At 51.3% G+C, this 22,242-nt stretch carries 19 protein-coding genes and 2 pseudogenes; 11 read left to right on the top strand and 10 right to left on the bottom strand.

The window, feature by feature from the left end; genetic code table 11:
* Nucleotides 1-74 precede the first annotated feature (74 nt).
* From P0078_RS11415 to P0078_RS11405, 3 genes are all read left to right on the top strand, one after another.
* Nucleotides 75-647 (top strand): hypothetical protein, encoded by a 573-nt coding sequence (locus tag P0078_RS11415; RefSeq protein WP_282934454.1) that lies wholly within the window; start codon nucleotides 75-77, stop codon nucleotides 645-647.
* 76 nt (nucleotides 648-723) lie between these two features.
* Nucleotides 724-2,088: an IS4 family transposase gene (locus P0078_RS11410; protein WP_502867290.1), complete on the top strand. Its 1,365-nt coding sequence runs from the start codon at nucleotides 724-726 to the stop codon at nucleotides 2,086-2,088.
* 214 nt (nucleotides 2,089-2,302) lie between these two features.
* Nucleotides 2,303-2,878, top strand: a complete 576-nt coding sequence (locus P0078_RS11405; protein WP_282934453.1) for a hypothetical protein — start codon at nucleotides 2,303-2,305, stop codon at nucleotides 2,876-2,878.
* A 131-nt stretch (nucleotides 2,879-3,009) separates the two neighbouring features.
* Here the strand turns inward: P0078_RS11405 and P0078_RS11400 are convergent, their stop codons facing one another.
* The 6 genes from P0078_RS11400 to P0078_RS11375 all read right to left on the bottom strand — a co-directional run bounded on the left by P0078_RS11400 (nucleotide 3,010) and on the right by P0078_RS11375 (nucleotide 9,779).
* Nucleotides 3,010-3,822, bottom strand: coding sequence for a symmetrical bis(5'-nucleosyl)-tetraphosphatase (locus P0078_RS11400; protein WP_282934452.1), 813 nt, complete (start codon nucleotides 3,820-3,822; stop codon nucleotides 3,010-3,012).
* A 27-nt stretch (nucleotides 3,823-3,849) separates the two neighbouring features.
* Nucleotides 3,850-4,650: a 16S rRNA (adenine(1518)-N(6)/adenine(1519)-N(6))-dimethyltransferase RsmA gene (gene rsmA / locus P0078_RS11395; protein ID WP_282934451.1), complete on the bottom strand. Its 801-nt coding sequence runs from the start codon at nucleotides 4,648-4,650 to the stop codon at nucleotides 3,850-3,852.
* Between the two features lie 148 nt (nucleotides 4,651-4,798).
* Nucleotides 4,799-5,782, bottom strand: coding sequence for a 4-hydroxythreonine-4-phosphate dehydrogenase PdxA (gene pdxA / locus P0078_RS11390; protein WP_282934450.1), 984 nt, complete (start codon nucleotides 5,780-5,782; stop codon nucleotides 4,799-4,801).
* A gap of 70 nt (nucleotides 5,783-5,852) precedes the next feature.
* On the bottom strand, nucleotides 5,853-7,196 hold the full coding sequence (locus P0078_RS11385) for a peptidylprolyl isomerase (RefSeq protein ID WP_282934594.1): 1,344 nt from the start codon (nucleotides 7,194-7,196) through the stop codon (nucleotides 5,853-5,855).
* Nucleotides 7,196-9,550, bottom strand: a complete 2,355-nt coding sequence (locus P0078_RS11380; RefSeq protein WP_282934449.1) for an LPS-assembly protein LptD — start codon at nucleotides 9,548-9,550, stop codon at nucleotides 7,196-7,198. Before P0078_RS11380 ends, P0078_RS11385 begins: the two co-directional genes overlap by 1 nt.
* Nucleotides 9,486-9,779, bottom strand: coding sequence for a hypothetical protein (locus P0078_RS11375; RefSeq protein WP_282934448.1), 294 nt, complete (start codon nucleotides 9,777-9,779; stop codon nucleotides 9,486-9,488). The genes P0078_RS11380 and P0078_RS11375 overlap by 65 nt, the downstream gene beginning before the upstream one ends.
* 265 nt (nucleotides 9,780-10,044) lie before the next feature.
* On the opposite strand from P0078_RS11375, the gene P0078_RS11370 reads away from it, so the two are divergent.
* The 7 genes and pseudogenes from P0078_RS11370 to trpC all read left to right on the top strand — a co-directional run bounded on the left by P0078_RS11370 (nucleotide 10,045) and on the right by trpC (nucleotide 16,903).
* Nucleotides 10,045-11,157 carry an aminoglycoside phosphotransferase family protein gene (locus tag P0078_RS11370; RefSeq protein ID WP_282934447.1) on the top strand — a complete coding sequence of 371 codons (1,113 nt, stop codon included), beginning with the start codon at nucleotides 10,045-10,047 and terminating at the stop codon, nucleotides 11,155-11,157.
* A 29-nt stretch (nucleotides 11,158-11,186) separates the two neighbouring features.
* A complete protein-coding gene (locus P0078_RS11365; RefSeq protein ID WP_282934446.1) occupies nucleotides 11,187-11,894 on the top strand; it encodes a nucleotidyltransferase family protein in 708 nt (235 codons plus the stop codon).
* A 19-nt stretch (nucleotides 11,895-11,913) separates the two neighbouring features.
* Nucleotides 11,914-12,576 (top strand): ribulose-phosphate 3-epimerase, encoded by a 663-nt coding sequence (gene rpe / locus P0078_RS11360; protein ID WP_282934445.1) that lies wholly within the window; start codon nucleotides 11,914-11,916, stop codon nucleotides 12,574-12,576.
* A gap of 231 nt (nucleotides 12,577-12,807) precedes the next feature.
* A pseudogene (gene trpE / locus P0078_RS11355) lies at nucleotides 12,808-14,318 on the top strand (anthranilate synthase component I).
* Nucleotides 14,319-14,411: 93 nt separating this feature from the next.
* On the top strand, nucleotides 14,412-14,990 hold the full coding sequence (locus tag P0078_RS11350; RefSeq protein WP_282934444.1) for an anthranilate synthase component II: 579 nt from the start codon (nucleotides 14,412-14,414) through the stop codon (nucleotides 14,988-14,990).
* A gap of 72 nt (nucleotides 14,991-15,062) precedes the next feature.
* Nucleotides 15,063-16,112: an anthranilate phosphoribosyltransferase gene (gene trpD / locus P0078_RS11345; protein WP_282934443.1), complete on the top strand. Its 1,050-nt coding sequence runs from the start codon at nucleotides 15,063-15,065 to the stop codon at nucleotides 16,110-16,112.
* Nucleotides 16,106-16,903, top strand: a complete 798-nt coding sequence (trpC, locus tag P0078_RS11340) for an indole-3-glycerol phosphate synthase TrpC (protein ID WP_282934593.1) — start codon at nucleotides 16,106-16,108, stop codon at nucleotides 16,901-16,903. Before trpD ends, trpC begins: the two co-directional genes overlap by 7 nt.
* A 78-nt stretch (nucleotides 16,904-16,981) precedes the next feature.
* Here trpC and crp read toward each other — a convergent pair whose 3' ends face one another.
* Nucleotides 16,982-17,632 (bottom strand): cAMP-activated global transcriptional regulator CRP, encoded by a 651-nt coding sequence (crp, locus tag P0078_RS11335; protein WP_051089460.1) that lies wholly within the window; start codon nucleotides 17,630-17,632, stop codon nucleotides 16,982-16,984.
* 301 nt (nucleotides 17,633-17,933) lie between these two features.
* On the opposite strand from crp, the gene P0078_RS11330 reads away from it, so the two are divergent.
* A complete protein-coding gene (locus P0078_RS11330) occupies nucleotides 17,934-18,341 on the top strand; it encodes an OsmC family protein (RefSeq protein ID WP_282934442.1) in 408 nt (135 codons plus the stop codon).
* Between the two features lie 84 nt (nucleotides 18,342-18,425).
* Here the strand turns inward: P0078_RS11330 and coq7 are convergent.
* From coq7 to purH, 3 genes and pseudogenes are all read right to left on the bottom strand, one after another.
* Nucleotides 18,426-19,069: pseudogene (gene coq7, locus P0078_RS11325) on the bottom strand (2-polyprenyl-3-methyl-6-methoxy-1,4-benzoquinone monooxygenase).
* A 56-nt stretch (nucleotides 19,070-19,125) separates the two neighbouring features.
* Nucleotides 19,126-20,430, bottom strand: coding sequence for a phosphoribosylamine--glycine ligase (gene purD / locus P0078_RS11320; RefSeq protein ID WP_282934441.1), 1,305 nt, complete (start codon nucleotides 20,428-20,430; stop codon nucleotides 19,126-19,128).
* Nucleotides 20,431-20,621: 191 nt separating this feature from the next.
* Nucleotides 20,622-22,193 (bottom strand): bifunctional phosphoribosylaminoimidazolecarboxamide formyltransferase/IMP cyclohydrolase, encoded by a 1,572-nt coding sequence (gene purH, locus P0078_RS11315; RefSeq protein ID WP_282934440.1) that lies wholly within the window; start codon nucleotides 22,191-22,193, stop codon nucleotides 20,622-20,624.
* Between the last annotated feature and the right edge of the window lie 49 nt (nucleotides 22,194-22,242).

The raw sequence follows: 22,242 nt of genomic DNA, 5'->3' as shown, positions 1-22,242 counted from the left end.
CTGATTCTAAGTTTAAGTCTCAATGGTTTTCCGTATCCCGTATTTTCTTTTCTTCAATCAGAAAGGGGTTAGAGTTGAAATATTTCCAGTTTATATTGTTGATAATGCTAGGAGTTTCAGTTTTAGCTGAAGAAAATTCTGGGGTGGATATCTTAATTGAGAAATCGGAAGGAAATCTCTGGAAACTTGTTTATCAAATGGATAGATCGACAAGCCGTATTGGTTTTGTTAGGAATCCAGATGCTTCTCGTATCGAGCGCTGGAAGCCACTTTCGTTAGATTTTGAAATGGTTTCTATTGATGGTGACGAGTATCTGGTCAGAAAGGATAGAGCTTCATTCGAGCGAGCTGAAATTTTGTTAACGCCTACATATAAACATCTTAAAAAAGATTATGCACCGTTCTCTCCTTATTCAAATGGTGGGAATCTGATATATACGGGGCGCCTGTTTGCCTGTATTGAAAAATGTAGCGATGAGATCACTAGCTGGAAAGTTTCGATGAAGATTCCCCCAGGCGAATATATGGTTGTCGGAGGACAGGTATATACTGGGGCAACTAGTTGGATTGACCGGGATAGCGGAATGAATGTCTATGTCGGAACCCAAAAACCTGTAGAAGAGCGTAGCTCTAAGTTTTATACATAAGTTTTTTCAGTTTTACTTTATAAATCAATAAGTTACAGTTTAACCCAGTAAGAACTATAGATTTGGCTGGATAATTATGCAGGACTGGGTCATGGACGAAATAAAAAATCAGGTTATGGGTGATACACGCTTGAATAAGCGCCTGTCTAATATTCTCAGTAATTTAAGTTCCGACCCAAAGAATAGTATTCCCTGCGCAAACAAAACTTGGGCAGAAACGTTTGCGGCTTATCGCTTTATCGAAAATGATAAAGTCAATTTTGATTCTATTATGAGCGGCCATAAATCGGCAACTCTTGAGAGAATCAAGGCGCAGCCCGTTGTTCTTATCCCTCAAGATACCACCTTTCTAAATTTTGCCACTGACTTAGAAAGTAAAGAGATGGGAACACTTAGGCGGAAAGAGACCAATCAGCAACTCTTGCACACCTCCATCGCTATAACGCCATCAAGAGTTAACTTGGGTGTTGTTGAGGGTAGTATGTGGCAGAGAGACAAGGAATCAAGCTCTAATTCCCGTTATACCAAGTCGATAAAGAATAAGGAGAGTCGACGCTGGCTAGACCATTACGAAACGGCTTGTCAGATACAGGAGCGCTGCCCTGAAAGTACAATTGTGAGTATTGCTGATAGAGAGGGTGATATTCATGAGTGGTTTCAACTGGCTGAAGATCAAAGTGAACAGCGGCGGGCGAGCTATATCGTTCGAGCTAAGGCCAATCGCACTTTAGAGCTCGATGGAGAAGAAACGGTTTTGCTTTGGGATCATATGAATGAGCAGAAATCTGTTGGTCTATACACGGTAGATATTCCCAAACGGAATGGTGAATCTGGAAGAAAAGCCAAAGTCAGTGTATCCACTACTGAGATACGGCTACTTGGGAAAGGAAAATCTAAACGACCACTTTCTCTCTATGCTGTATTGGCTAAAGAATTAAACCCACCAGAGGGTGAAAAAGGCATTGAGTGGATGCTGTTAACTGATCTTCCAGTTGAAGACTTTAAGCAGGCAAGGGTCATCATTGAGTGGTATCGAAGCCGGTGGGAAATTGAAACCTATTTTCGGGTGGTGAAAGGCGGATGCCAGATAGAAAGTAACCGTTTTAGAACAGAGCAGCGCATGTTGAACTGCATTGCGATCTATATGATTATTGGATGGCGGCTACATTCGATAACTACGCATGCACGAAGAGTTCCTGACGCACCGTGTACAAGTGCCTACTCTGAAAAAGAATGGCGTATGATATGGATGATGCGAGATAAAACTACTCCACCAAATGAACCCCCAAGCATGAGGGAGATAACCCGTATGTTGGCAGGTTTAGGAGGTTTTTTGGGGCGTAAAGGGGATGGCGAGCCAGGAGTTAAAACCGTTTGGCAGGGATACACCAAGCTACTTCATTATATAGAGGCAGCAGAAACTCTAAATGGACTTAAATAATGTGTATAAAACACAGGCGTAGCTTTATCGCTGTCATTGATGATGGTCTACCAGATGGAATTAGGTTGTCATTAAATTCAGACATTCCAAAGCTGATCGCCTACTTTGAGAGAAAGCTTGGAAAAAATTCTGGAGAAAAACCAGTCTTATACGCCTCATACGCCCAAGTTGATGGTAATGATTATCAGGGGGGACCTTACCCAACCAGATATTCATGCACTGGAATTGGAATGACTTTGATGAAAAATTGTCGGAACCTAATTTTGTTAGTGACATTATTTGGTTTTTTGCCCATGAAGTGGCTCATTTTCATCAGGAAGGTAAAGATAAAGTCTTGTCAGAGGATGTTCGAGACTCCTGGTTACATGAGGGGAATGCGGGCTGGCTGGCAGCCTCGGCTCTGCTAGATTTATACCCTAATTTTGAAAAGTATGTTTATGCCAAAGTTGATAAATTTAGGGCGAGTTGTTCGAACGGTTTGAAAAAATTTTCGTTGGTAGAAGCAGCTAACCATGGAAGGTTTGATCTATATTATAGTTGTGGCCTACTTATACATCGGGCAATTGATCAGTCCTTGCAGGAGAAAAGTAATGGCTCTGCAAGTATTTATTCATTATGGAGAAATTATCGAGAAGAAATTGAAAGCGGGGGAGAAAAAGGGATTGAAAGTTTCTTTAAGATAGTAGAGAACGAAACTTCCCGAGAGTTGGTTGAGGTTATAAGGCAGTTGGTTAGTCGTAAATTAGCTAATCCTGAAGCAACTTTAGAAAAGCTCTCACAGGTAATATAAGTCCGCTGTAATATGTAGTTGCGCCTATTAAGTTAAGAGCTGATTGTTGCTGAGCTGGTTAAGTGGCAACAATCAGTTAATGTTACAACAGGAGTCTTTTCCTGTTTATTTTGTGGGGGCTTTTAGGGCTACTAAAAACTACAATCGGTACAAAAAAATTCTTCATCACTTAATCGCATTGCAGTCAGGTACCCTCCCCAAACGCAACCTGTGTCTAGGGCATAGATATTCTCAGTATCTGCGCGGCCTTCCAGGGCAGCCCAATGCCCAAAAATAATTTTGTCATTTCTGGTTTTTCGATCGGGAAAGCTAAACCAGGGCTGGTATTCACCGTGAGAGGCCTGGACCCCCTTTTTATTGATCAGGTCCAGAGTGCCATCCGCCTTACAAAAACGCATTCTTGTAAAATAATTGGTAATGGAGCGCAGGCGCTCAATGCCGATCAAGTGGTCATCCCAACAATGTGGTTCATTGCCATACATACCATAAAAATATGCTTTTGCCATAGCTTCGTCGGCGAGGGCTTTATGGACTTCAGTGGCGAGTTTTAGGGCTTTCGTAACACTCCAAATGGGAGGGATGCCAGCGTGCACCATGGTGTAACCCTTCTTGTGTACTAGAAGGGGAAGGCTTTGTAGCCATTCCAGTAAATTATCAGCGTCCTTTGCGTTTAAAACCTTGGCAAGGTCATGTTCTTTTTCAGATAAGGACTTAGCGCCGTGAGCAATCGCCAGTAAATGCAGATCATGATTGCCTAATACTGCTGTCACCTGTTGGCGGTGCTCATAGAGAAAACGAAGAGTGCTCAGGCTGTCTTCACCCCGGTGAACCAAATCTCCGGCAAGCCAGAGTTTGTCACGGTCAGCACTAAAATTGATTTTCTTGAGAAGGCTTTGAAAAGCTGCAAAGCATCCTTGAATATCTCCGATGGCGTAAGTTGCCAAGGTTTCCCCCAAAAATATGAAAAATAATTATTGCTGCTGCAAGTTTGTACAGTAGTCGGCCAGTTTAACAAAGTCCTCGACACTTAAGGTTTCAGGTCGGCGGCCGGCATCTACGGGTAGTTGCTCGGGGTTGAGATCTGGAAAAAGGGGTTTAAGGGCATTGCGCAGAGTCTTGCGGCGTTGTTGGAAGGCAATATTGACGATTCTCTCTAATAGTCCTTCATCTTTTGCAGTAAATGGCAGGGTGTTGTGGGGAACCAACCTCACGATGGCAGAATCGACTTTGGGGGCGGGCCGGAAGGACTGCGGGGGGACAGGGAACAGGCCCTGTACGCGACAGTAGTATTGAACCATCACGCTAAGTCGTCCATAAGATTTGGTGGATGGCGTTGCGCTGAGCCGGTCTACTACTTCTTTCTGTAGCATAAAATGCATATCCTGGACTTGTCCGCGAAAGCTGAGCAGGTGGAACAGTAGCGGTGTGGATATGTTATACGGCAGGTTACCGACGATGCGCAGCTGCTTATTACCGGCAAAGGTGCCAAAGTCAAATTTCAATGCGTCCTGCTCAATAATGCTGAACTCGGGGTATTCCCTGAATTTAAATTCCAGCATCGGAATCAGGTCCCGATCTAGCTCTACAGCGGTAAGGGATGGACAGCGTTTTAATAGTAATTCAGTGATTGCACCCTGGCCCGGGCCGATTTCAATCAGGGTGTCGGATTCCTTGGGGCCTACCGAACGAACAATACGCTCGATAATATTTTCATCGACGAGAAAGTTTTGTCCAAAGCGTTTACGGGCTTTGTGTTGAAAGAAGTTATCCATTGATATATCTGTAACCTGGATTAATTTTGCGGTTAAGCCTTGGAATGTTAGTGAATATTTCAGTTGATATGCCCTTCGGGGCCATTTACTGCACACACTTCAGTGAGGGTGTGGTTGACACTTTTCTCCAGGCAAATTTTAGTGTTGGTTAGGAACTGCGTAACTTGGCCAGCGCGATAGCCTGGGTTAGTGCCGCCTGGAGGCTGCCGCACTCTGCGGAGCCTGTGCCCGCAATATTGAGAGCTGTACCGTGATCTACCGAGGTGCGGATAAAGGGTAGCCCCAAAGTGATATTAACTGCGTGGCCAAAACCCTTGAATTTTAACACTGGAAGCCCCTGGTCGTGATACATAGCTAAAACGGCGTCACATTCTGATAAATGGGGAGGGGTAAAAAGGGTATCTGCTGGCAGTGGGCCCTTCAGGGATATACCCTGGCTGCGTAAGCGCTCGAGCGTGGGTTCGATGATCTCTATTTCTTCCCGCCCCAGATGCCCGCCTTCTCCAGCATGTGGATTGAGGCCGCATACACTGATGCGAGGACTGGGAATACAAAAATGTTCCCGCAAACTTTTGTCGAGGATGGTAATAACCTGCTCAATAAGTGGACGACTGATCGCACTACTCACATCCTTGAGGGGGAGGTGGGTTGTCACAAGAGCAACACGAAGGTCGTCTGCGGCTAACATCATTACCACACGTTCAACCTTGGCTTTTTCAGCAAAAAACTCGGTATGGCCGCTAAACGATGTTCCCGCCTCGTTAATGACACCTTTGTGTACTGGCCCTGTTACCAGGGCATCAAACTCGCCTGATAGGCAGCCCTCTGCTGCAACTGAAAGAGTTTCCAAAACATAGTGCGCATTAGCTGTATTAAGCTGTCCTGGCTTGGCTGGCTCGGCCATTGTGATCGGCAAAATATAGAGGCTGCCGGGTGGTGTCCCGTCATTTGCTTTATCGGACAGAGGAAGGAGCTTGATTGGTAACCCCAGAGCCTCAGCAGTATCTGTTAGCAGCTGAGGATCAGCTATTGCGACAATCTGTGCTGAAGAACCCCCTTGCGCAATTTTCACGGCGAGTTCAGGGCCGATACCTGCGGGCTCTCCAGGGGTGAAGGCAATTTTAGGAATCATTTGTATAACTTTCCTGTAGCTACAAAAAAAACCGGGCACAGGGCCCGGCTTTTCCCGCTGATTAAGCGGTTTACTGTTGATCCACTGAATCCTCAGTTGTCTCAGAGTCTGGCAGCTTGATTTCAACGTATGCCTGGTCGCGAATTTCACGGCGCCAGTTTTGCAACTCCTCTTCGTAGCGACGATTGCGCAGCAAGTTAGCGGCCTGATTGCGGATATATTGATCGGTCATGTCCTGTTTACGGCGATCTTCAACCTGCAGGATGTGCCAGCCAAACTGGCTGCGGAAGGGTAGACTGATATTACCAATCTCCGTTGCGTCCATAGCCTGGGTAAACTCAGGTACGAACTGCCCGGGCATAGACCAGCCAAGGTCGCCGCCGGATAGCATCGAGCCAATATCTTCTGAATTTTCGCGTGCCAATTCACTAAAGTTATCACTGGCCATAGCTTCTTCACGTAGTTCAATCAGCTTATTGTAAGCTTGGTCGTCGGTGAGAATAGCCGATGGCTTAAGTAGGATATGGCGAACTTTTGTCTGCTCTACCAGCTGCTCGCTGGCACCTTTCTGAGCATGAATTTTTAGCAGATGGAAGCCTGCATCACTACGGAAAGGTTCGGTCACATCGCCGGCTTTTAGGTCTGTGAGAGCATCGGCAAACAGAGTGGGGAGCTCGACAGTCTTGCGCCAGCCCAGGTCGCCACCGGAAAGAGCATTTTGACCAGCAGAGTTCGCAATTGCCAGGCGGCGGAAGTCGGTGCCATCTCTGGCTTGCTTAGCTAGATCCTCAGCCTTTTCCCGGGCCTGGGTAACTTCACTGGTGGGAGCGCTGGAACTTACGGGAATTAGGATATGCCCTAGCTCAAACTGGGGGGACTTCCAAAACTCCCCTTCCTTGGAGCGTAGGAAGTTATCAATATCCTGATCTGTAATCTGGATACGACGGTTAACGCTGCCTTGTTCAACACGGCGAATCATCAGTTCCTGGCGGATTTGCTGGCGGAAGCTTTTCATGCTCATACCATCTGCGAGTAGACGCTGACGGAACACTTCAGGGCTGACTCCCGCATTTTGCTGAACCCGGGCTATAGCCTGGTCTAGTTCGGATTCGGAGACAGTGACGCCAGCACGAGAGGCCATCTGCAGCTGCAAACGCTCGATAATCAGCTGTTCAAGTACCTGCCGGCGTAATATGTCTACAGGCGGAGCCTGCACCTGTTGCGCTTGAATCTGGCTGGTGATGGTATTCATGCGCTGGGTCAGTTCACTGGCCATCACAACATCGTCATCAACAACAGCGACTACCCGGTCAAGGTTCCTGACTTGCGCAGTGGCTGTAGTGGCAATCAGGGCGCCTACAGCCAGTAAGGGCGTCAGGCCCAATTTCGGTATGAACTTCTTAATTATTCTCATCACTGTTTCAGCTCTTCTCTCTGATCAAAGTTGGCAATCCCCTGGGTCAGCATTTCTGTCACGGTTGAACCAAAACCCGCTAATCCTTTGAGTTCGACTTCGAGGTAGATGCCCTCGTCGTACTCTAGGTCTTCAGCTGATACAACCCCTGCGAGATCATTGTCCAGCGTGCGACGCCACACTAGTCGGGTACGGTAGCAGCAGTCGTCATATTCGATACCTGCCAAGTATTCCAGTTCCCGATTCAAAGTAAGATCATAGCTGGCACTTGCCATGAGTGAGGTATGGGTACTAAGTGGGAGGGCCGTTGAGGCGTTCAGCTGACTTACTGTTTCATCCTCATCTTCGTCCTCATCATCTGTGGAGTCTGGGCGCTCGTAGTAGTAGCTTAAGTTAAAGATGCGGAATTCGTCGTCAAAATAACGCAGGCTGAAGTTGCCACGATTGATGTTGTGCTCACTATCCTCATAGACCAGTTCAGTGCCCAGGCGCAAAGACTGGAAAGGGCGACTTTCGATTCGCGCAGCTAGTTCTGACCGTGGGGTATCCTCAATGTAAGAGGTGCGGCCAATTTGGGTGTCACTGGAATAATAAATCTGCCCGATACTCGCTGAAAACAGATCTCGACCACTTATGGGGTCGATATACTTGGTTGTCAGGCCAAGGGCAAGTCTGTCTGCATCGTCGATTCGGTCGTTACCGGTAAAACGGCTATCGCGGAATAACTGGTCATAACTGAAGGTGTATAGCGATGTATCGTATAACAGGTTGTTACTGCTAGCGTTGATATCATCGGCGCCATCACTGATATCAAAATCACTTTGATCGGCATTGCTGCTGATCAGGGTGAATAACCGGGGCTCTAGAGTCTGAATAAAATCGCGATTGAAAATGTGACTATCCCGTTCAAAGTAGAGCCCTGTATCCAGAATAAACTGGGCGGCAGCCGCGTCTGGAGTATCGTCGGCATCTTCGGGTAGGAATTGGTCACTCACACTATATGCGAGGTAGCGCCCGGCCACTCCCGGCTTAAAATATCCCCAGAGCCATTCTTTATCCCAGAAGAATTCATAGTCGAGGCGCAGTCTATCTGCAGTAATAAAGTTTCTTGTCTCAGTGACGACACTGTCGGGATCATCGGTATCTTCGATGTATCGAATCGTCTGCGTATCGCTGTGATCCCAACTGGTGACTTCATTTTGCATAGTGAGTAGCCAGTCATCCCAGCGATAATCGCCATCGACATCAAAGCGGGGATATTGGGCAAATGTATCAAAGGCGTCGTTTTCTAGTACTTGATAATCCTGAGTACGTAAGGTTGCTTTCCAATGTTCGCTTCGCAGTAAGCCTTGAACCTTTTGACTAACTCTGGTTTCTGCATTGATATCGAGATTAGCTGTGCTCAAATCGCGGAAATAGTCGGGGTCACTGACCTTGGTATAATCGATATCGGTCCGCCAAATACTGCCGCTGTACCCCCCTTGCTGCTCTAAACTGATGAGCCAACGGTCCTCACCTTTATAAGGGAGAACCAGATCCTCAGGAAAGCCTTCATCAATCAGGTCCTGGGCAAGATCATTGTTGCCGCCATCGTCATCGGGCAAGTCGGCCAGACGTATTTCAGTACTGAACATTTCTGCCAAGTGTCTGAATTCGACCTCCAACCCGGCACCGCGATGCTGGATATAGCGCGGGGAGATGGTGGCGTCCATTTGGGGGGCGATGTTCCAGTAGTAGGGGATGGCGAGATCCCAGCCATTCTTGTCGCTGTTACTGAGTGTGGGAAACAGAAAGCCGGACATGCGCGCGTCGCCCACCGGGAAGCGGAAATACGGCAGGTATAAAACAGGCACGTCTAGAATCTTCAAGCGCACATCCCGCGCAGTACCCTGACTCTCTACTTCATCGATATTGATCTCACGGCCTGTGAGCTGCCAGAACTCACGTCCGGGCTCACAGCGGGTATATGTGCCTTCGGTCAGGGTTAACTCGCCACTGGTTTGACGTGCTACCAGCTCGGCCCCACCGTGGATAAAAGCATCGTGTACCACATAGGTGGCATCTTCAACGGAGGCAGCTTCGCTTTTGGTATGGACTTCAGCGGAGGAACCACGGATCAGCAAACCGGGCTCCCGAAGTTCAATAGCGCCGTTTAAAGTGGCAATATTTTCAGGGCGGTCCAGTTTGACCTGGTCGGCAAACAACTGTCGGTAACCCTGAGTGATATGTACATTTCCGCTCAGCTCAGCGGAACCGTCCTCCAGCCATCGTGACTTCTCCGCAGTAGCCCTAAGGGGGCTTCTCCAGGGGGAGGTCAGAGCCGGGATAGTTTCGCGGAGGGGCCACGAAGGCACCAGAGCACACTGCTGGCAGGTTGGCTTGCTCTTCTGGGGTTAGCTCAGAGCGGGGTAACCAGTCCAGGTACAAATAGGGGTTGTAATCGGGATCGGGGGTTGGTTCCCCTTGATTGGCTTGCGCCCACAACGGCTGCGCAGCGATCAGGCCGAGAACGACAGAGCGGGCTTGGGAGTTATTAGCAATCGCCAGAGCGAGGCGACGCCACCGGGAGACTTCAAGCATCAAACGATATGTTCCAGCTATCTTTTAGTGTTTCTTTATCGATAGATACGTGCGACAGCTTTCGAGCCGGGGCGCGCAAAATCATCGCCCGATTCTACTTGAATGTAGAAGTGGTTAATAGCCGTACTGGAGCCGTAATGCTACGGGTGGAAATTCGACCCTGAAACACAAATTACCTGGGACTCGTGTTCTGCTTTTGTGTAAGGCAAAGTAGGACTTCCGAGAATTAACAGTGGCGTCTCTGGACGCAGGGAGGCTCAGGGTTAAAATGCAGCTAGAAACAGTTGGAAGTCATGAAATGAGTTTAAGATCGAGCGGTGAAGTTGAGCAAGGGTGCGAGATCGACTCCGATCCCCGATGCAGCGCATTGAGTGAGTGGGTTGGTGTGGCCCTGGATATGGGTACTCCGGCTGATTTGTCGAGCCTGGCTGGAGATGCCGGGTTTCGTCGCTATTTTCGTACTCGAACCGAGCCGCCACTGATAGCCGTGGACACGCCTCCCGAGTTGACCAATCCCGCTCGATTTGTGGCTCTGGCCGATTACTTGCGTCGCAATGGTATTCACACACCGATGGTGGTAGCAGCAGATACTGCGGAAGGTTATTTGTTACTGGAGGACCTCGGGGATACCCAGCTCTATAGTGTGCTCGATGACGAGAGTGTTGAAGGACTCTATGCAGAGGTAATGAGTGAACTTTTATGCCTTCAACAGATCCCTTTTGAGGAACAACTGTTCCCAGCTTATAGCCGTGAACTGCTTTTGAAGGAAATGCGGGTTATGCCCGAGTGGCTGGTGCGAGAATTACTCGGACATCAACTCGATCAGCAAGAAGAAAAGCTACTGGAGCAAACCTTTGAGTTATTGCTCAACAGTGCTGAAGAGCAGCCCCACACTATTGTTCATCGGGACTATCACAGCCGCAATCTGATGATTCGCGATGGAGAGCGGCCCGGGATTGTCGATTTTCAGGATGCGGTGTGGGGGCCTGCTACCTACGATCTGGTGTCTTTGCTTAGGGATTGCTATATCCGCTGGCCCCGCGAGCGGGTAGAGCGATGGGTGCTGGCTTATGCCGCGACCGCTGAAGCTGCGGGCGTTATGCAGCCGGTGGACCCGCAGCTCTACCTGAGATGGTTCGACTGGATGGGATTACAGCGTCACATCAAAGTACTGGGCCTGTTCCCGCGCCTCAGTCTGAGGGATGGAAAACAGGGCTATTTGCAGCACCTGCCACTAGTGATTCGCTATGTTTTGGAAACCGCCGGGCGCTACCCTGAGCTGAAGCCTTTTGCTGACTGGTTCGGTGGCATTTTGCTGCCGCAGATAGAGTCTCTGCCCTGGTACTGCGACTACCGCAGTGCAGGTGATTTGCCGAAGTAGGCTGCACGGAAACTGTACAGATAAATTTAATGAGCAAACCCAAAAAGAATTCCCCTTTGACTGCCATGGTATTGGCAGCAGGCTTTGGGCGTCGTATGCGCCCGCTGACGGACCAAACACCCAAGCCCTTGTTGCCGGTTGCCGGAAAGCCCCTGATTGAATATGCAATTGAGCGCTTGGCCGCTATTGGTGTGCAAAAGATCGTGATTAACCTGGGTTACTTAGGGCCCAAAATTCGCCAGCAGCTCGGTTCTGGTTCCCGCTGGGGGGTCGAAATTAACTACTCTGTCGAGCATGAGGAGGAACCACTGGAAACTGCTGGGGGGATTCTCAAGGCTCTGCCATTGATCGGCGATTCATCTTTTCTGGTGGTTAATGGTGATGTTTGGTGTGACTATGACTTGTCGCAGTGGATTGAGAGAGCGCTGCCGGAGTCTTGCCCCGGACGCCTTTTGATGGTCCCCAATCCTCCCCATAACCCCGATGGGGATTTCGGCATGGAGGGTGGTTTGTTGTCGGGTACAGCTAAGCCCCGCTATACCTTTGCCGGTATTAGTTGGCTGCGAGCTGAAACCCTTACTGAATACCCGAAGCGCCGCGAGTGTTTTGGGCTTGGAGAAGTGTTCACCTTTAATGAGGGCAGGTTACAAGCTGAACTCTACGAGGGAGACTGGTGCGATGTGGGAACTCCCGAGCGCCTGGAAAATTTAGATCGCCGACTCTCTGGCGAAAGTTGAGTTACCGAAGGATATTCTGATGTCAGATTACAAGATTGCCCCCTCTATTCTCTCCGCAGATTTCGCCCGCTTGGGTGAAGAGGTGGACAATGTGTTGGCAGCTGGAGCGGACTGGGTGCATTTTGATGTGATGGACAATCACTATGTGCCAAATCTTACGATTGGCCCTATGGTATGCCAGGCCCTGCGAAAACACGGTGTTGAAGCTCCGATTGATGTTCACCTGATGGTGGAGCCGGTCGATGAAATGATTCGCATGTTTGCCGATGCCGGTGCCACCTATATCACGTTTCACCCAGAAGCCTCTCGCCACCCGGACCGATCCCTGCAATTGATCCGCAGTCTTGGCTGTAAGGCCGGTTTGGTATTCAATCCCGCCAGTGGTCTCGATGCCGCCAAGTATGTGATGGATAAGCTGGATATGATCCTGCTGATGTCGGTAAACCCTGGGTTTGGCGGGCAGAAGTTTATCCCCAATACCCTGACCAAGCTCAAAGAAGCCCGCAAGTTGATTGATGAGTCTGGGTTTGATATCCGCCTCGAGATCGATGGCGGGGTAAACCGCGACAATATTGCTGAAATTGCGGCGGCTGGAGCGGATACTTTTGTCGCTGGCTCCGCCATCTTTAATACCCCGGACTACGCTAAAGTGATTGCGGCTATGCGCAAGAGTTTGGCTTAATTTGCAAAACTGGCGGGCAATCTCTTGCCCGCCATAGACGGGATTTGTTAACTTGTGCGCCTGCACTGAGGGAATTTCCGTGAACCACTCTTTCTCCCTGACAAACAGCTGGCGATGGCGCCACTGACCTGCTGAAGCCCAATCGAGTTTGGCGATTGTGGCACCTTTCCCGTGGGCGCTGCTTATACTCTGGCGCCAATCATAAAAAATGAAAAACTGATCGGAGTCTCCATGACCCCTACTGAATACGCTCAACTTGCGTCTGAGGGTTATAACCGTATCCCCCTGGTAAGGCGTGTGCTGGCAGATATTGAAACGCCACTGTCCACCTATTTGAAACTGGCCGGAGGCCGCTACAGCTACTTGCTGGAATCGGTTCAGGGCGGAGAAAAGTGGGGACGCTATTCCATTATTGGCTTGCCGGCGCGAACCCTGCTCAGGGTTAAGGGCACAGATATCACCGTGGAAACTGATGGAGAGGTTGTAGAGAGCCACAGCGCTTCAGACCCCCTGGCGTTTGTTGAGCAGTTTCAGCAGCGCTATAAGGTGCCTGAGTTAGAGGATCTACCACGTTTCAACGGTGGTCTAGTGGGCTATTTTGGCTACGATTGCGTGCGCTATATCGAACCACGCCTTGCGGCCAGTGCGCCGCCGGATACCTTGGGTAATCCGGATATTCTTTTGATGGTCAGCGATGAACTGGTGGTTTTTGATAATCTCGCCGGTGCGGTAATTTTGATTGTCCATGCTGATGCCAATGAAGAGGCTGCCTATGAAAAATCTCAGCAGCGCTTGGATCAACTGGTAAACCAGTTGGCACAACCGCTACCAGATACGGTACCCCTCGATTTGCATGGTCGCGGCATTGATGAGAGTGAATTCCACTCCCACTTCGGTGAAGAGAACTTCAAGCGAGCTGTAGACCGGGTTAAGGAGTATGTGCTTGCTGGCGATGTGATGCAGGTGGTGCCCTCCCAGCGCCTGTCTGCGCCTTTTGAGGCGCCGCCACTAAACTTTTACCGTGCCCTGCGCAGTTTGAATCCGTCGCCGTACATGTATTTTCTCGACCTCGGTGACCACCATGTGGTGGGCTCCAGTCCAGAAATTTTGGTACACCTGGAGGAGGGGAGATGACTGTACGCCCCCTGGCAGGAACCCGTCACCGGGGAGCCTCTGAAGAGGAAGATTTGGCCCTGGAGAAGGAGTTATTGGCAGATCCGAAAGAGCTCGCTGAGCACCTGATGCTTATAGATCTGGGGCGCAACGATATAGGCCGAGTGGCTGATACTGGTAGCGTCAGAGTCACTGACCAAATGTTTGTCGAGCGTTATTCCCACGTGATGCATATTACCTCCAATGTTGTCGGCCAGTTAAAGCCGGGCCTCACTGCAATGGATGCACTGCGTGCGGCACTGCCTGCCGGTACTTTGTCGGGCGCGCCGAAGATTCGAGCAATGGAAATTATTGATGAGCTGGAGCCCGAGAAACGCGGCATCTATGGTGGTGCAGTGGGTTATTTGGCGTGGAATGGCAACATGGATACCGCTATAGCCATTCGTACAGCGGTTATCAAGAATGGCCAACTGTATGTACAGGCGGGGGCCGGGTTGGTAGCGGATTCCGACCCGCAATCAGAGTGGAATGAAACGATGAATAAGGCCCGTGCGCTTTTCCGTGCCGCCGGTATGGCGCTGGCCAAAAGTGGTGACTCTGTAAAGGTCGAGCAAGATGAGCGAAGTTAATATTTCCCCAAAATTGACTCAGGCCTCTCTCGCACACCTGCAAAAAAGAATGGAAGAATCCACTTATCAACCAGAGGCTAAGGGGGCCGCACAATGATTTTAATGATCGATAACTACGACTCCTTTACCTGGAATGTAGTGCAGTACCTGGAAGAGCTGGGTGCAAAAGTGGTGGTAAAACGCAACGACGAAATTACCCTGGAAGAAATCGAGGCAATGGCGCCAGAGAAAATTGTGATTTCGCCGGGTCCCTGTACCCCCAATGAGGCGGGTATTTCTCTCGATACCATTCGCCGCTTTGCCGGCAGTATCCCTATTTTGGGTATTTGTCTGGGGCACCAGAGTATTGGACAGGTCTTCGGTGGCAGGGTAGTTCGTGCCCGGCAGGTTATGCACGGCAAAACATCCCCTATAGTGCACAACAACTTGGGGGTGTTCCACGGTTTGTCCAACCCATTTGAGGCGACTCGCTATCACTCACTGGTAGTGGAGAAAAGCAGTTTACCGGAATGCCTGGAGATCACCGCCTGGACTGAGACAGAGGATGGTGAAATTGACGAGATCATGGGCGTGAAGCACCGGGAATTAGCGGTAGAAGGGGTGCAATTTCATCCTGAGTCGATTCTCACCATGCACGGTCACGATATGTTGAGAAACTTTATCGAGTCTTGAGGACCGGAGAACAAGTGCGCGGCGGGCAGGCCCCGCCAGAATCAATAAGCAGAGCGGGGCAAAGGGGGAAAAATGAATATTCAACAGGCCATTGCCAAACTGGTGGATGGCGAACACCTTACTCGTGAAGAAATGCGCGAAACCGTGAGCCAGATTATGTGTGGCGAAGCGCTGGAGTCACAGATAGGCGCACTCCTTATCGCACTGCGCATTCGCGGGGAGACAGTCGATGAAATTGTCGGCGCTGTGGAAACCATGCGTGAGCTGGCGATAAAGGTTGAGCTCGATCTGGAAAACACGGTTGATATTGTCGGCACCGGCGGTGATGGCGCCAATCTGTTTAACGTGTCCAGTGCGAGCAGCTTTGTGGCAGCTGCTGCCGGAGCTAAGGTAGCCAAGCATGGCAATCGCTCGGTGTCGTCCAGTAGTGGTTCTGCGGACCTGCTTGAGCACGCCGGCGTATTTTTAGAATTGAGCCCTTCACAGATGGCGCGTTGCGTAGAGACTATCGGTATTGGCTTTATGTTTGCGCCCAGCTTTCACAATGCAATGCGCCACGTTGGCCCATCACGAAAGGCATTGGGACTGCGTACCATCTTCAATCTACTCGGGCCGATGACAAATCCGGCGGGGGTAAAGCGCAAAGTAATCGGTGTGTATGACAAGCGCTACTGCCGCCTGTTGGCTGAGGTTTTGCAAAAGCTCGGTTCAGAGCATGTGCTGGTTTTACATAGTGAAGACGGGCTCGATGAAGCCAGTATTGCTGCGGATACCTTTGCTGTGGAATTAAAGGATGGTGCCTTGCAGGAATATACCCTCAAGCCTGAAGACTTTGGCTTGCAGCGCCGTGACCTCTCTGATCTTAGTGTTTCTGGTTCCGAGGACTCCCTGGCCCTGATTCGCGATGCGCTGGGTAAGCGCAATACTGAGGCGGGGCAAAAAGCCGCAGATATTATTGCGCTTAACGCAGGCCTGGCAATTTATGTCAGCGGCGTTGCGCACTCTGCAGAGCAAGGTGTCGCTATGGCACAAGATGCTATCGACAGCGGTCTCGCCGGAGAGAAAATTAACGATCTTGCCGCGTTTACCAGTGCGTTTCGCCCAGAGGAAATTCAATCGTGAGTACACCGACCATTTTAAAAACAATTGTCGAGCGCAAGTGGCAAGAGGTTGCCGAGCGCAAGGCTGAGTGCTCCACCGACGAAGTTCGCCTTCGCGCCAGGGATCAGGAACCGGCGAGAGGCTTCGTCGATGCAGTGGATCGCAAGATTTCCACTGGTGAGGCTGCAGTAATTGCCGAAATTAAAAAAGCCTCTCCCAGTAAAGGCGTGATTCGCGAGGATTTCTTTCCTGCAGAAATTGCTACCAGCTATGAAAAAGGTGGCGCGGCTTGTCTGTCAGTACTAACCGATGTGGACTTTTTTCAGGGCGCAGATAATTACTTGCAGCAGGCCCGGGATGCCGTACGCCTACCGGTGTTGCGCAAGGACTTTACCGTTGATCCCTACCAAATCTATGAAGCTCGCGCGATTGGGGCCGACTGTATTTTGCTGATTGCAGCCTGCCTGGAAGATCCACAGATGGCGGATCTTAACGGGCTCGCTTTGGAGTTGGGTTTGGATGTCTTGGTGGAAGTGCATAACCACAAGGAGTTGGAGAGGGCCCTGGCATTACCTAACCGCTTAATCGGTATCAATAATCGCAATCTGCACACTTTCGATGTGCAGCTGGAAAATACCTTTAAGTTATTGGACTTGATCCCCGAAGACCGTCTTGTGGTCACGGAAAGTGGCATTCATACCACAGATGATGTTGCAGCGATGCGTGGTCATAACGTCAATGCTTTCCTGGTGGGAGAGGCCTTTATGCGGGAGGAGGAGCCGGGCAGGAAACTGATGGAAATGTTTAACTGACCGCTTACTCCAGTAGTAGAAATAAAAAAGGGCGATGTAAAAATCGCCCTTTTTTTATGCGGTGTATTTATTCGGTTACTAGCGGGTACCGTACACCACCATGGTTTTACCTTTAACGGAAACTAGGCCCTGTTCTTCCAGGGTTTTTAATACACGGCCCACCATTTCCCGGGAGCAGCCGACGATACGGCCGATTTCCTGGCGGGTGATTTTTATTTGCATGCCCTCGGGGTGAGTCATTGCATCCGGCTCATTGCAGAGATCGAGCAGGGTGCGAGCGACACGTCCGGTGACATCCAGGAAGGCGAGATCGCCAACTTTGCGCGTGGTGTTGCGCAGTCGGCCTGCCATTTGGGTGGCCAAGGCAAAAAGAAACTCTGGGTGCTGGCGAGTGAGTTCCTGGAACTTGGTGTAGGAGATTTCTGCCACCTCACACTCGGTTTTGGTGCGGACCCAGGCACTGCGGGTGTCCTGATCGAACAGGCCCATCTCACCGAAAAAGTCTCCGTCGTTGAGGTAGGCAACGATCATTTCGCGGCCTTCATCGTCCTCAATCAGAACTGTAACGGAACCGCGCATAATGAAATAAAGGGATTCACAGCGGTCGCCAGCATAGATAATTGTGCTCTTGGCCGGGTAGCGACGCCGGTGGCAGTGGGCCAGAAAGTCTTCAATATTGCCGATAGTCATGGGGTCTTCGATAGCAACCGTCACGGATTTATTCCTCATTTTTTGTCTTGTGCTCTATCCCGGCTTTAGCAGCTGAGCACTATTGAATTATCGCGCGAAAACAAAATCCCCAACAGGGGCTGACCGCGGCAAAGTTCCGCAGTGTGACCTGTGACACTATGGCACTGGGTCGCTTGGACTTCATAAACCACGATGCGTTCATAGAAAAAGCATTTGATCGTGCGTCATTCGGCTTTCGCGCGGAGGCGTACCAGACACTATACCGGAAACATACAGGTGCCGGGATAGACTTCGCCAATATGCTAAGCTTCGCCGCTGAAGTTTTAATGGGAGTGGAGTGATGCAGGGGAAAGTAACCTGGGTAAATGATTTAACCTTCGTCGGTGAAGCCGGCAGTGGTAATTCGGTAGTGATGGAAGGCGGCCGCACAAATAATGGTGTGCGCCCGATGGAAATGATTTTGCTGGGCGTCGGTGGCTGCGCGGCTTACGATGTGGTGAGTATTTTACAGAAGGCGAGACAAGACATTATTTCCTGTCATTGTGAACTGGAAGGTGTGCGCCCGGATACAACCCCATCGCCGTTTGAGCGAATTGAAATGAAGTTTGTAGTGCGCGGTCGCGGATTGAAGGAATCCCATGTTGCCCGTGCAGTGGAACTCTCCGCAGAGAAATACTGCTCAGGCTCCATCATGTTGCGCAATGCGGGTGTTGAGATTGTGCACAGCTACAGCGTTGAAGAAGCTTGAAGGGAAATTAGCCGGGAAGGGAGGGAGGAAACTGGGCGTAACCTCCCTAAAATCCAAGTCGTTTTAATGAGTGAAGAGTAACGGTCAGATTTTATAACTGGCCGAGGTCATCACTTTGGATACCAGAGACATCACTCCTTTTACCGGAGCGGGGAAGCGGGCACCACCGGCGGCCAGTGCAGCGTGGGCGTGCTCGTCTTCGTCAATTAACATCTGTTCCACTACCGCACGGCTTCTCTTGTCGTCGGCGGGAAGCTTTTCGAGGTGGCTCTCAAGATGTTTACACACCTGGTCTTCCGTAGCGGCCACAAAACCGAGGCTGATTCGGTCGCTGATTTTCCCGGCGGCGGCGCCGAGCCCAAAGGACATGCCATACCACAGCGGGTTGAGTAGGCTGGGGCGGCTGTCCAATTCCTTCAAGCGCTGTTCACACCAGGCCAGATGGTCGATCTCCTCATCGGCAGCGCGCTCCATTTCCCCCGCACCTCGGGCAGCTTGGCGGTCAGGGCCTGGCCCTGGTAGAGCGCCTGGGCGCAGACTTCACCGCTATGGTTGACCCGCATAAGGCCAGCGGCATGTTTGCGTTCGCTGTCGGTGAGGTCTGTCTCGGCTTCACCCTTCGCCGGGGATGCCCGGCCGTGGCAGGGTTCGCCGGGACTCAGGGTGCGCAGAGCCCGATCCGCTTGAATTAACAGGCGATCGAGTCCGCTGAGGCTGCGTTTACTCATAGTATTCTGCTCCCTGTGGGAGGCGACCGCTGATGAGCGGCCGCCGATGCCAGCTGTTAGTCCTGCTGCTCTGCAGAAACCTTTTCTCTTTCGACAGCGCGGTAGCCGATATCTTTCCGGAAGAACACGCCGTCCCAGTAGATAGCCCGAGCTGATCCATAGGCATTTTCCTGAGCTTCAGCGACGGTATCCCCTAATGCTGTAGCGCACAGCACCCGGCCACCATTGGTGACTACGCGCTCACCATCCAGTGCGGTACCGGCGTGGAAGACCTTGGCGTTGTCACTGTCTGCTTTGTCCAGGCCGCTGATGGCGTCGCCTTTGCGGTAGCTGCCGGGATAGCCGTGCGCGGCAAGTACCACACCCAGGGCTGGGCGGGGATCCCACTCAGCAGTGACAGTGTCCAGCTTCTTGTCCAGAGCGGCCATGCACAGGTCGACCAGGTCTGATTTCAGGCGAATCATAATTGGCTGGGTTTCCGGATCGCCAAAGCGACAGTTGTACTCGATAACCTTCGGGGTGCCGTCGCTATCGATCATCAGGCCGGCGTAGAGGAAACCGGTGTAGGGTGTGCCCTCAGAAGCCAGGCCTTTAACTGTGGGCTCGATAACCTCTTGCATAATGCGCTGGTAAATGGTGTCGGTCACCACCGGTGCCGGGGAGTAGGCACCCATACCGCCCGTATTGGGGCCGGTATCACCATCGCCAACGCGCTTGTGATCCTGGCTGGTGGCCATCGGCAGGATGTTTTCACCATCCACCATCACGATAAAGCTCGCTTCCTCACCCTGGAGGAACTCCTCGATAACCACGCGACAGCCGGCTTCACCAAAGGCGTTTCCAGACAGCATATCGCGTACAGCGAGCTCAGCCTGCTCTTCGGTTTCGGCAACGATTACACCCTTGCCCGCAGCCAAGCCGTCGGCTTTAACCACGATGGGCGCGCCGCGCTCGCGAATGTAGGCAACCGCCGGCTCCACTTCGGTGAAATTGCGGTAGGCAGCGGTGGGGATCTTGTGGCGCTCGAGGAAGTCTTTAGTAAAGGCTTTGGAGCCTTCCAGTTGGGAGGCGCCTTTGCTGGGGCCAAAAATGGCGAGGCCACGGGCATTAAAGAAATCGACAACACCCTCTACCAGCGGTGCTTCAGGGCCGACAATCGTTAGCTCTACGCCGTTTTCCTCGGCGAAATCTGCCAGGGCGGCGAAGTTATCCACACCGATTGCGATATTTTCCAGCTTGGGCTCACGGGCAGTGCCGGCGTTGCCCGGGGCAACATAGACGGTGCCGACATTTGGGTTTTGCGCTGCTTTCCACGCCAGGGCGTGCTCGCGGCCACCTGATCCGATAACCAATACGTTCATTCTTAAATCCCCCTAAGTCGACCGATCCGGTCCATTGCACAGGTTATAGGTGTGCTAGTTTAACGTGGAATTGATTCTGAGGCCTGAGTCTCGCCCCTGGATTCAAATGATTTGTGCGGGCTGAGAAGTATCGATACTTCCCAGCCCGTTGATCATAGCCCGCAGCAGTGAGCATTTGCGGGCGTACAATCTTAGTGGCGGAAGTGGCGCATACCAGTAAATACCATGGCCATATTGTGCTCGTCCGCTGCGGCGATCACTTCTTCATCGCGCATGGAACCGCCGGGCTGGATGACCGCCTGGATTCCCACAGCGGCAGCATTATCGATGCCGTCGCGGAAGGGGAAGAAGGCATCGGAAGCCATAACGGACCCTGCAACAGCGAGGCCGGCGTGCTCGGCCTTGATTGCGGCGATGCGTGCGGAGTTTACGCGGCTCATCTGGCCTGCGCCTACGCCTACAGTGCGACCGTCTTTGCCGTATACGATGGCATTGGATTTTACGAACTTGGCCACTTTCCAGGTAAACAGCAGATCGCGGATTTCTTCTTCAGTGGGCTGGCGCTTGGAGACTACTTTCAGGTCGGCAGCGGTGATCAGGCCGTCGTCGCGGTCCTGAACCAGCAGGCCGCCATTAACGCGCTTGTAGTCCAGTGCCGGGGTGCGCTCGCTGCTCCACTGGCCGCATACCAGCAGGCGCAGGTTCTTCTTCTCGGCAACGGCCTGTTTGGCCTCTTCGGAGACTGATGGTGCGATGATGACTTCAACAAACTGTCGCTCGACGATAGCACGGGCAGTGGTGCCGTCCAGCTCCCGGTTAAAGGCGATGATACCGCCAAAGGCGGATTCGCTGTCGGTAGCGAAGGCGAGGTCGTAGGCCTTGTGAATATCTTCAGCAATTGCCACACCACAGGGGTTGGCGTGTTTAACGATCACGCAAGCGGGTTGCTCGAAGGACTTAACACACTCCAGCGCGGCATCGGTATCGGCGATATTGTTGTAGGACAACTCTTTGCCCTGCAGCTGGGAGGCAGTGGAAATACTGGCTTCAGCCGGGTTGGCTTCGGTATAGAAAGCGGATTTCTGGTGCGGGTTCTCACCGTAGCGCAGATCCAGTTTCTTGATAAATTGGCTGTTGTAGGTGCGCGGGAACAGCTGCTTTTCTTCGCCTTTAATGGCGCCCAGGTAATTGGCAATAGCGCCGTCATAGCCCGCCGTGTGCTCAAAGGCTTTTACTGCCAGGTCAAAGCGGTTGGCGTGGCTCAAGGCACCATCGTTAGCTTTCATTTCTTCGATGATATTGCCGTAATCGCTGGCATTGACCACGATAGTGACATCTTTGTGATTCTTGGCGGCAGCGCGAACCATTGTGGGGCCGCCGATATCGATATTCTCGATAGCGTCTTCGAGGGAACAGTCGGGTTTGGCAACGGTTTGAGCGAAGGGGTAGAGGTTAACCACCACCATATCGATCGGGGTGATACCGTGCTCGCCCATGATGGCATCATCGGTACCACGGCGCCCCAGAATGCCACCGTGTACTTTCGGGTGCAGAGTTTTGACACGGCCGTCCATCATTTCGGGGAAGCCGGTGTAGTCGGAAACTTCTACCACGGGAATACCCGCTTCCTTGAGCTGGCGGTGGGTTCCGCCGGTGGAAAGAATCTCAACCCCCATTGCGGAGAGCTGTTGAGCGAACTCTACAATGCCACTCTTGTCAGAGACACTAATTAGAGCGCGGCGGATGGAAACCTTGTCTGTCATTGCACTTGATCCAACTGGTTTTCGAAAAGGATGTTTAAAAGGTTTTAGC

It is taken from the genome of Microbulbifer sp. VAAF005 (genome assembly GCF_030012985.1).
Classification (GTDB): domain Bacteria; phylum Pseudomonadota; class Gammaproteobacteria; order Pseudomonadales; family Cellvibrionaceae; genus Microbulbifer.
Note: the sequence above shows the minus strand (reverse complement) of the source record. Positions and strands in the feature narration are given on the sequence as shown.

Excerpts from the sequence above, each read along its gene's own strand:
- P0078_RS11410 (WP_502867290.1), top strand. The coding sequence starts at position 724 with ATGCAGGACTGGGTCATGGACGAAATAAAAAATCAGGTTATGGGTGAT.
- P0078_RS11370 (WP_282934447.1), top strand. The coding sequence starts at position 10,045 with ATGCAGCTAGAAACAGTTGGAAGTCATGAAATGAGTTTAAGATCGAGC.
- P0078_RS11365 (WP_282934446.1), top strand. The coding sequence starts at position 11,187 with ATGAGCAAACCCAAAAAGAATTCCCCTTTGACTGCCATGGTATTGGCA.
- pdxA (WP_282934450.1), bottom strand. The coding sequence starts at position 5,782 with ATGATTCCTAAAATTGCCTTCACCCCTGGAGAGCCCGCAGGTATCGGC.
- P0078_RS11385 (WP_282934594.1), bottom strand. The coding sequence starts at position 7,196 with ATGAGAATAATTAAGAAGTTCATACCGAAATTGGGCCTGACGCCCTTA.
- rsmA (WP_282934451.1), bottom strand. The coding sequence starts at position 4,650 with ATGGATAACTTCTTTCAACACAAAGCCCGTAAACGCTTTGGACAAAAC.
- purD (WP_282934441.1), bottom strand. The coding sequence starts at position 20,430 with ATGAACGTATTGGTTATCGGATCAGGTGGCCGCGAGCACGCCCTGGCG.
- trpD (WP_282934443.1), top strand. The coding sequence starts at position 15,063 with ATGAATATTCAACAGGCCATTGCCAAACTGGTGGATGGCGAACACCTT.
- purH (WP_282934440.1), bottom strand. The coding sequence starts at position 22,193 with ATGACAGACAAGGTTTCCATCCGCCGCGCTCTAATTAGTGTCTCTGAC.
- crp (WP_051089460.1), bottom strand. The coding sequence starts at position 17,632 with ATGAGGAATAAATCCGTGACGGTTGCTATCGAAGACCCCATGACTATC.
- P0078_RS11350 (WP_282934444.1), top strand. The coding sequence starts at position 14,412 with ATGATTTTAATGATCGATAACTACGACTCCTTTACCTGGAATGTAGTG.
- P0078_RS11330 (WP_282934442.1), top strand. The coding sequence starts at position 17,934 with ATGCAGGGGAAAGTAACCTGGGTAAATGATTTAACCTTCGTCGGTGAA.
- rpe (WP_282934445.1), top strand. The coding sequence starts at position 11,914 with ATGTCAGATTACAAGATTGCCCCCTCTATTCTCTCCGCAGATTTCGCC.
- P0078_RS11405 (WP_282934453.1), top strand. The coding sequence starts at position 2,303 with ATGCACTGGAATTGGAATGACTTTGATGAAAAATTGTCGGAACCTAAT.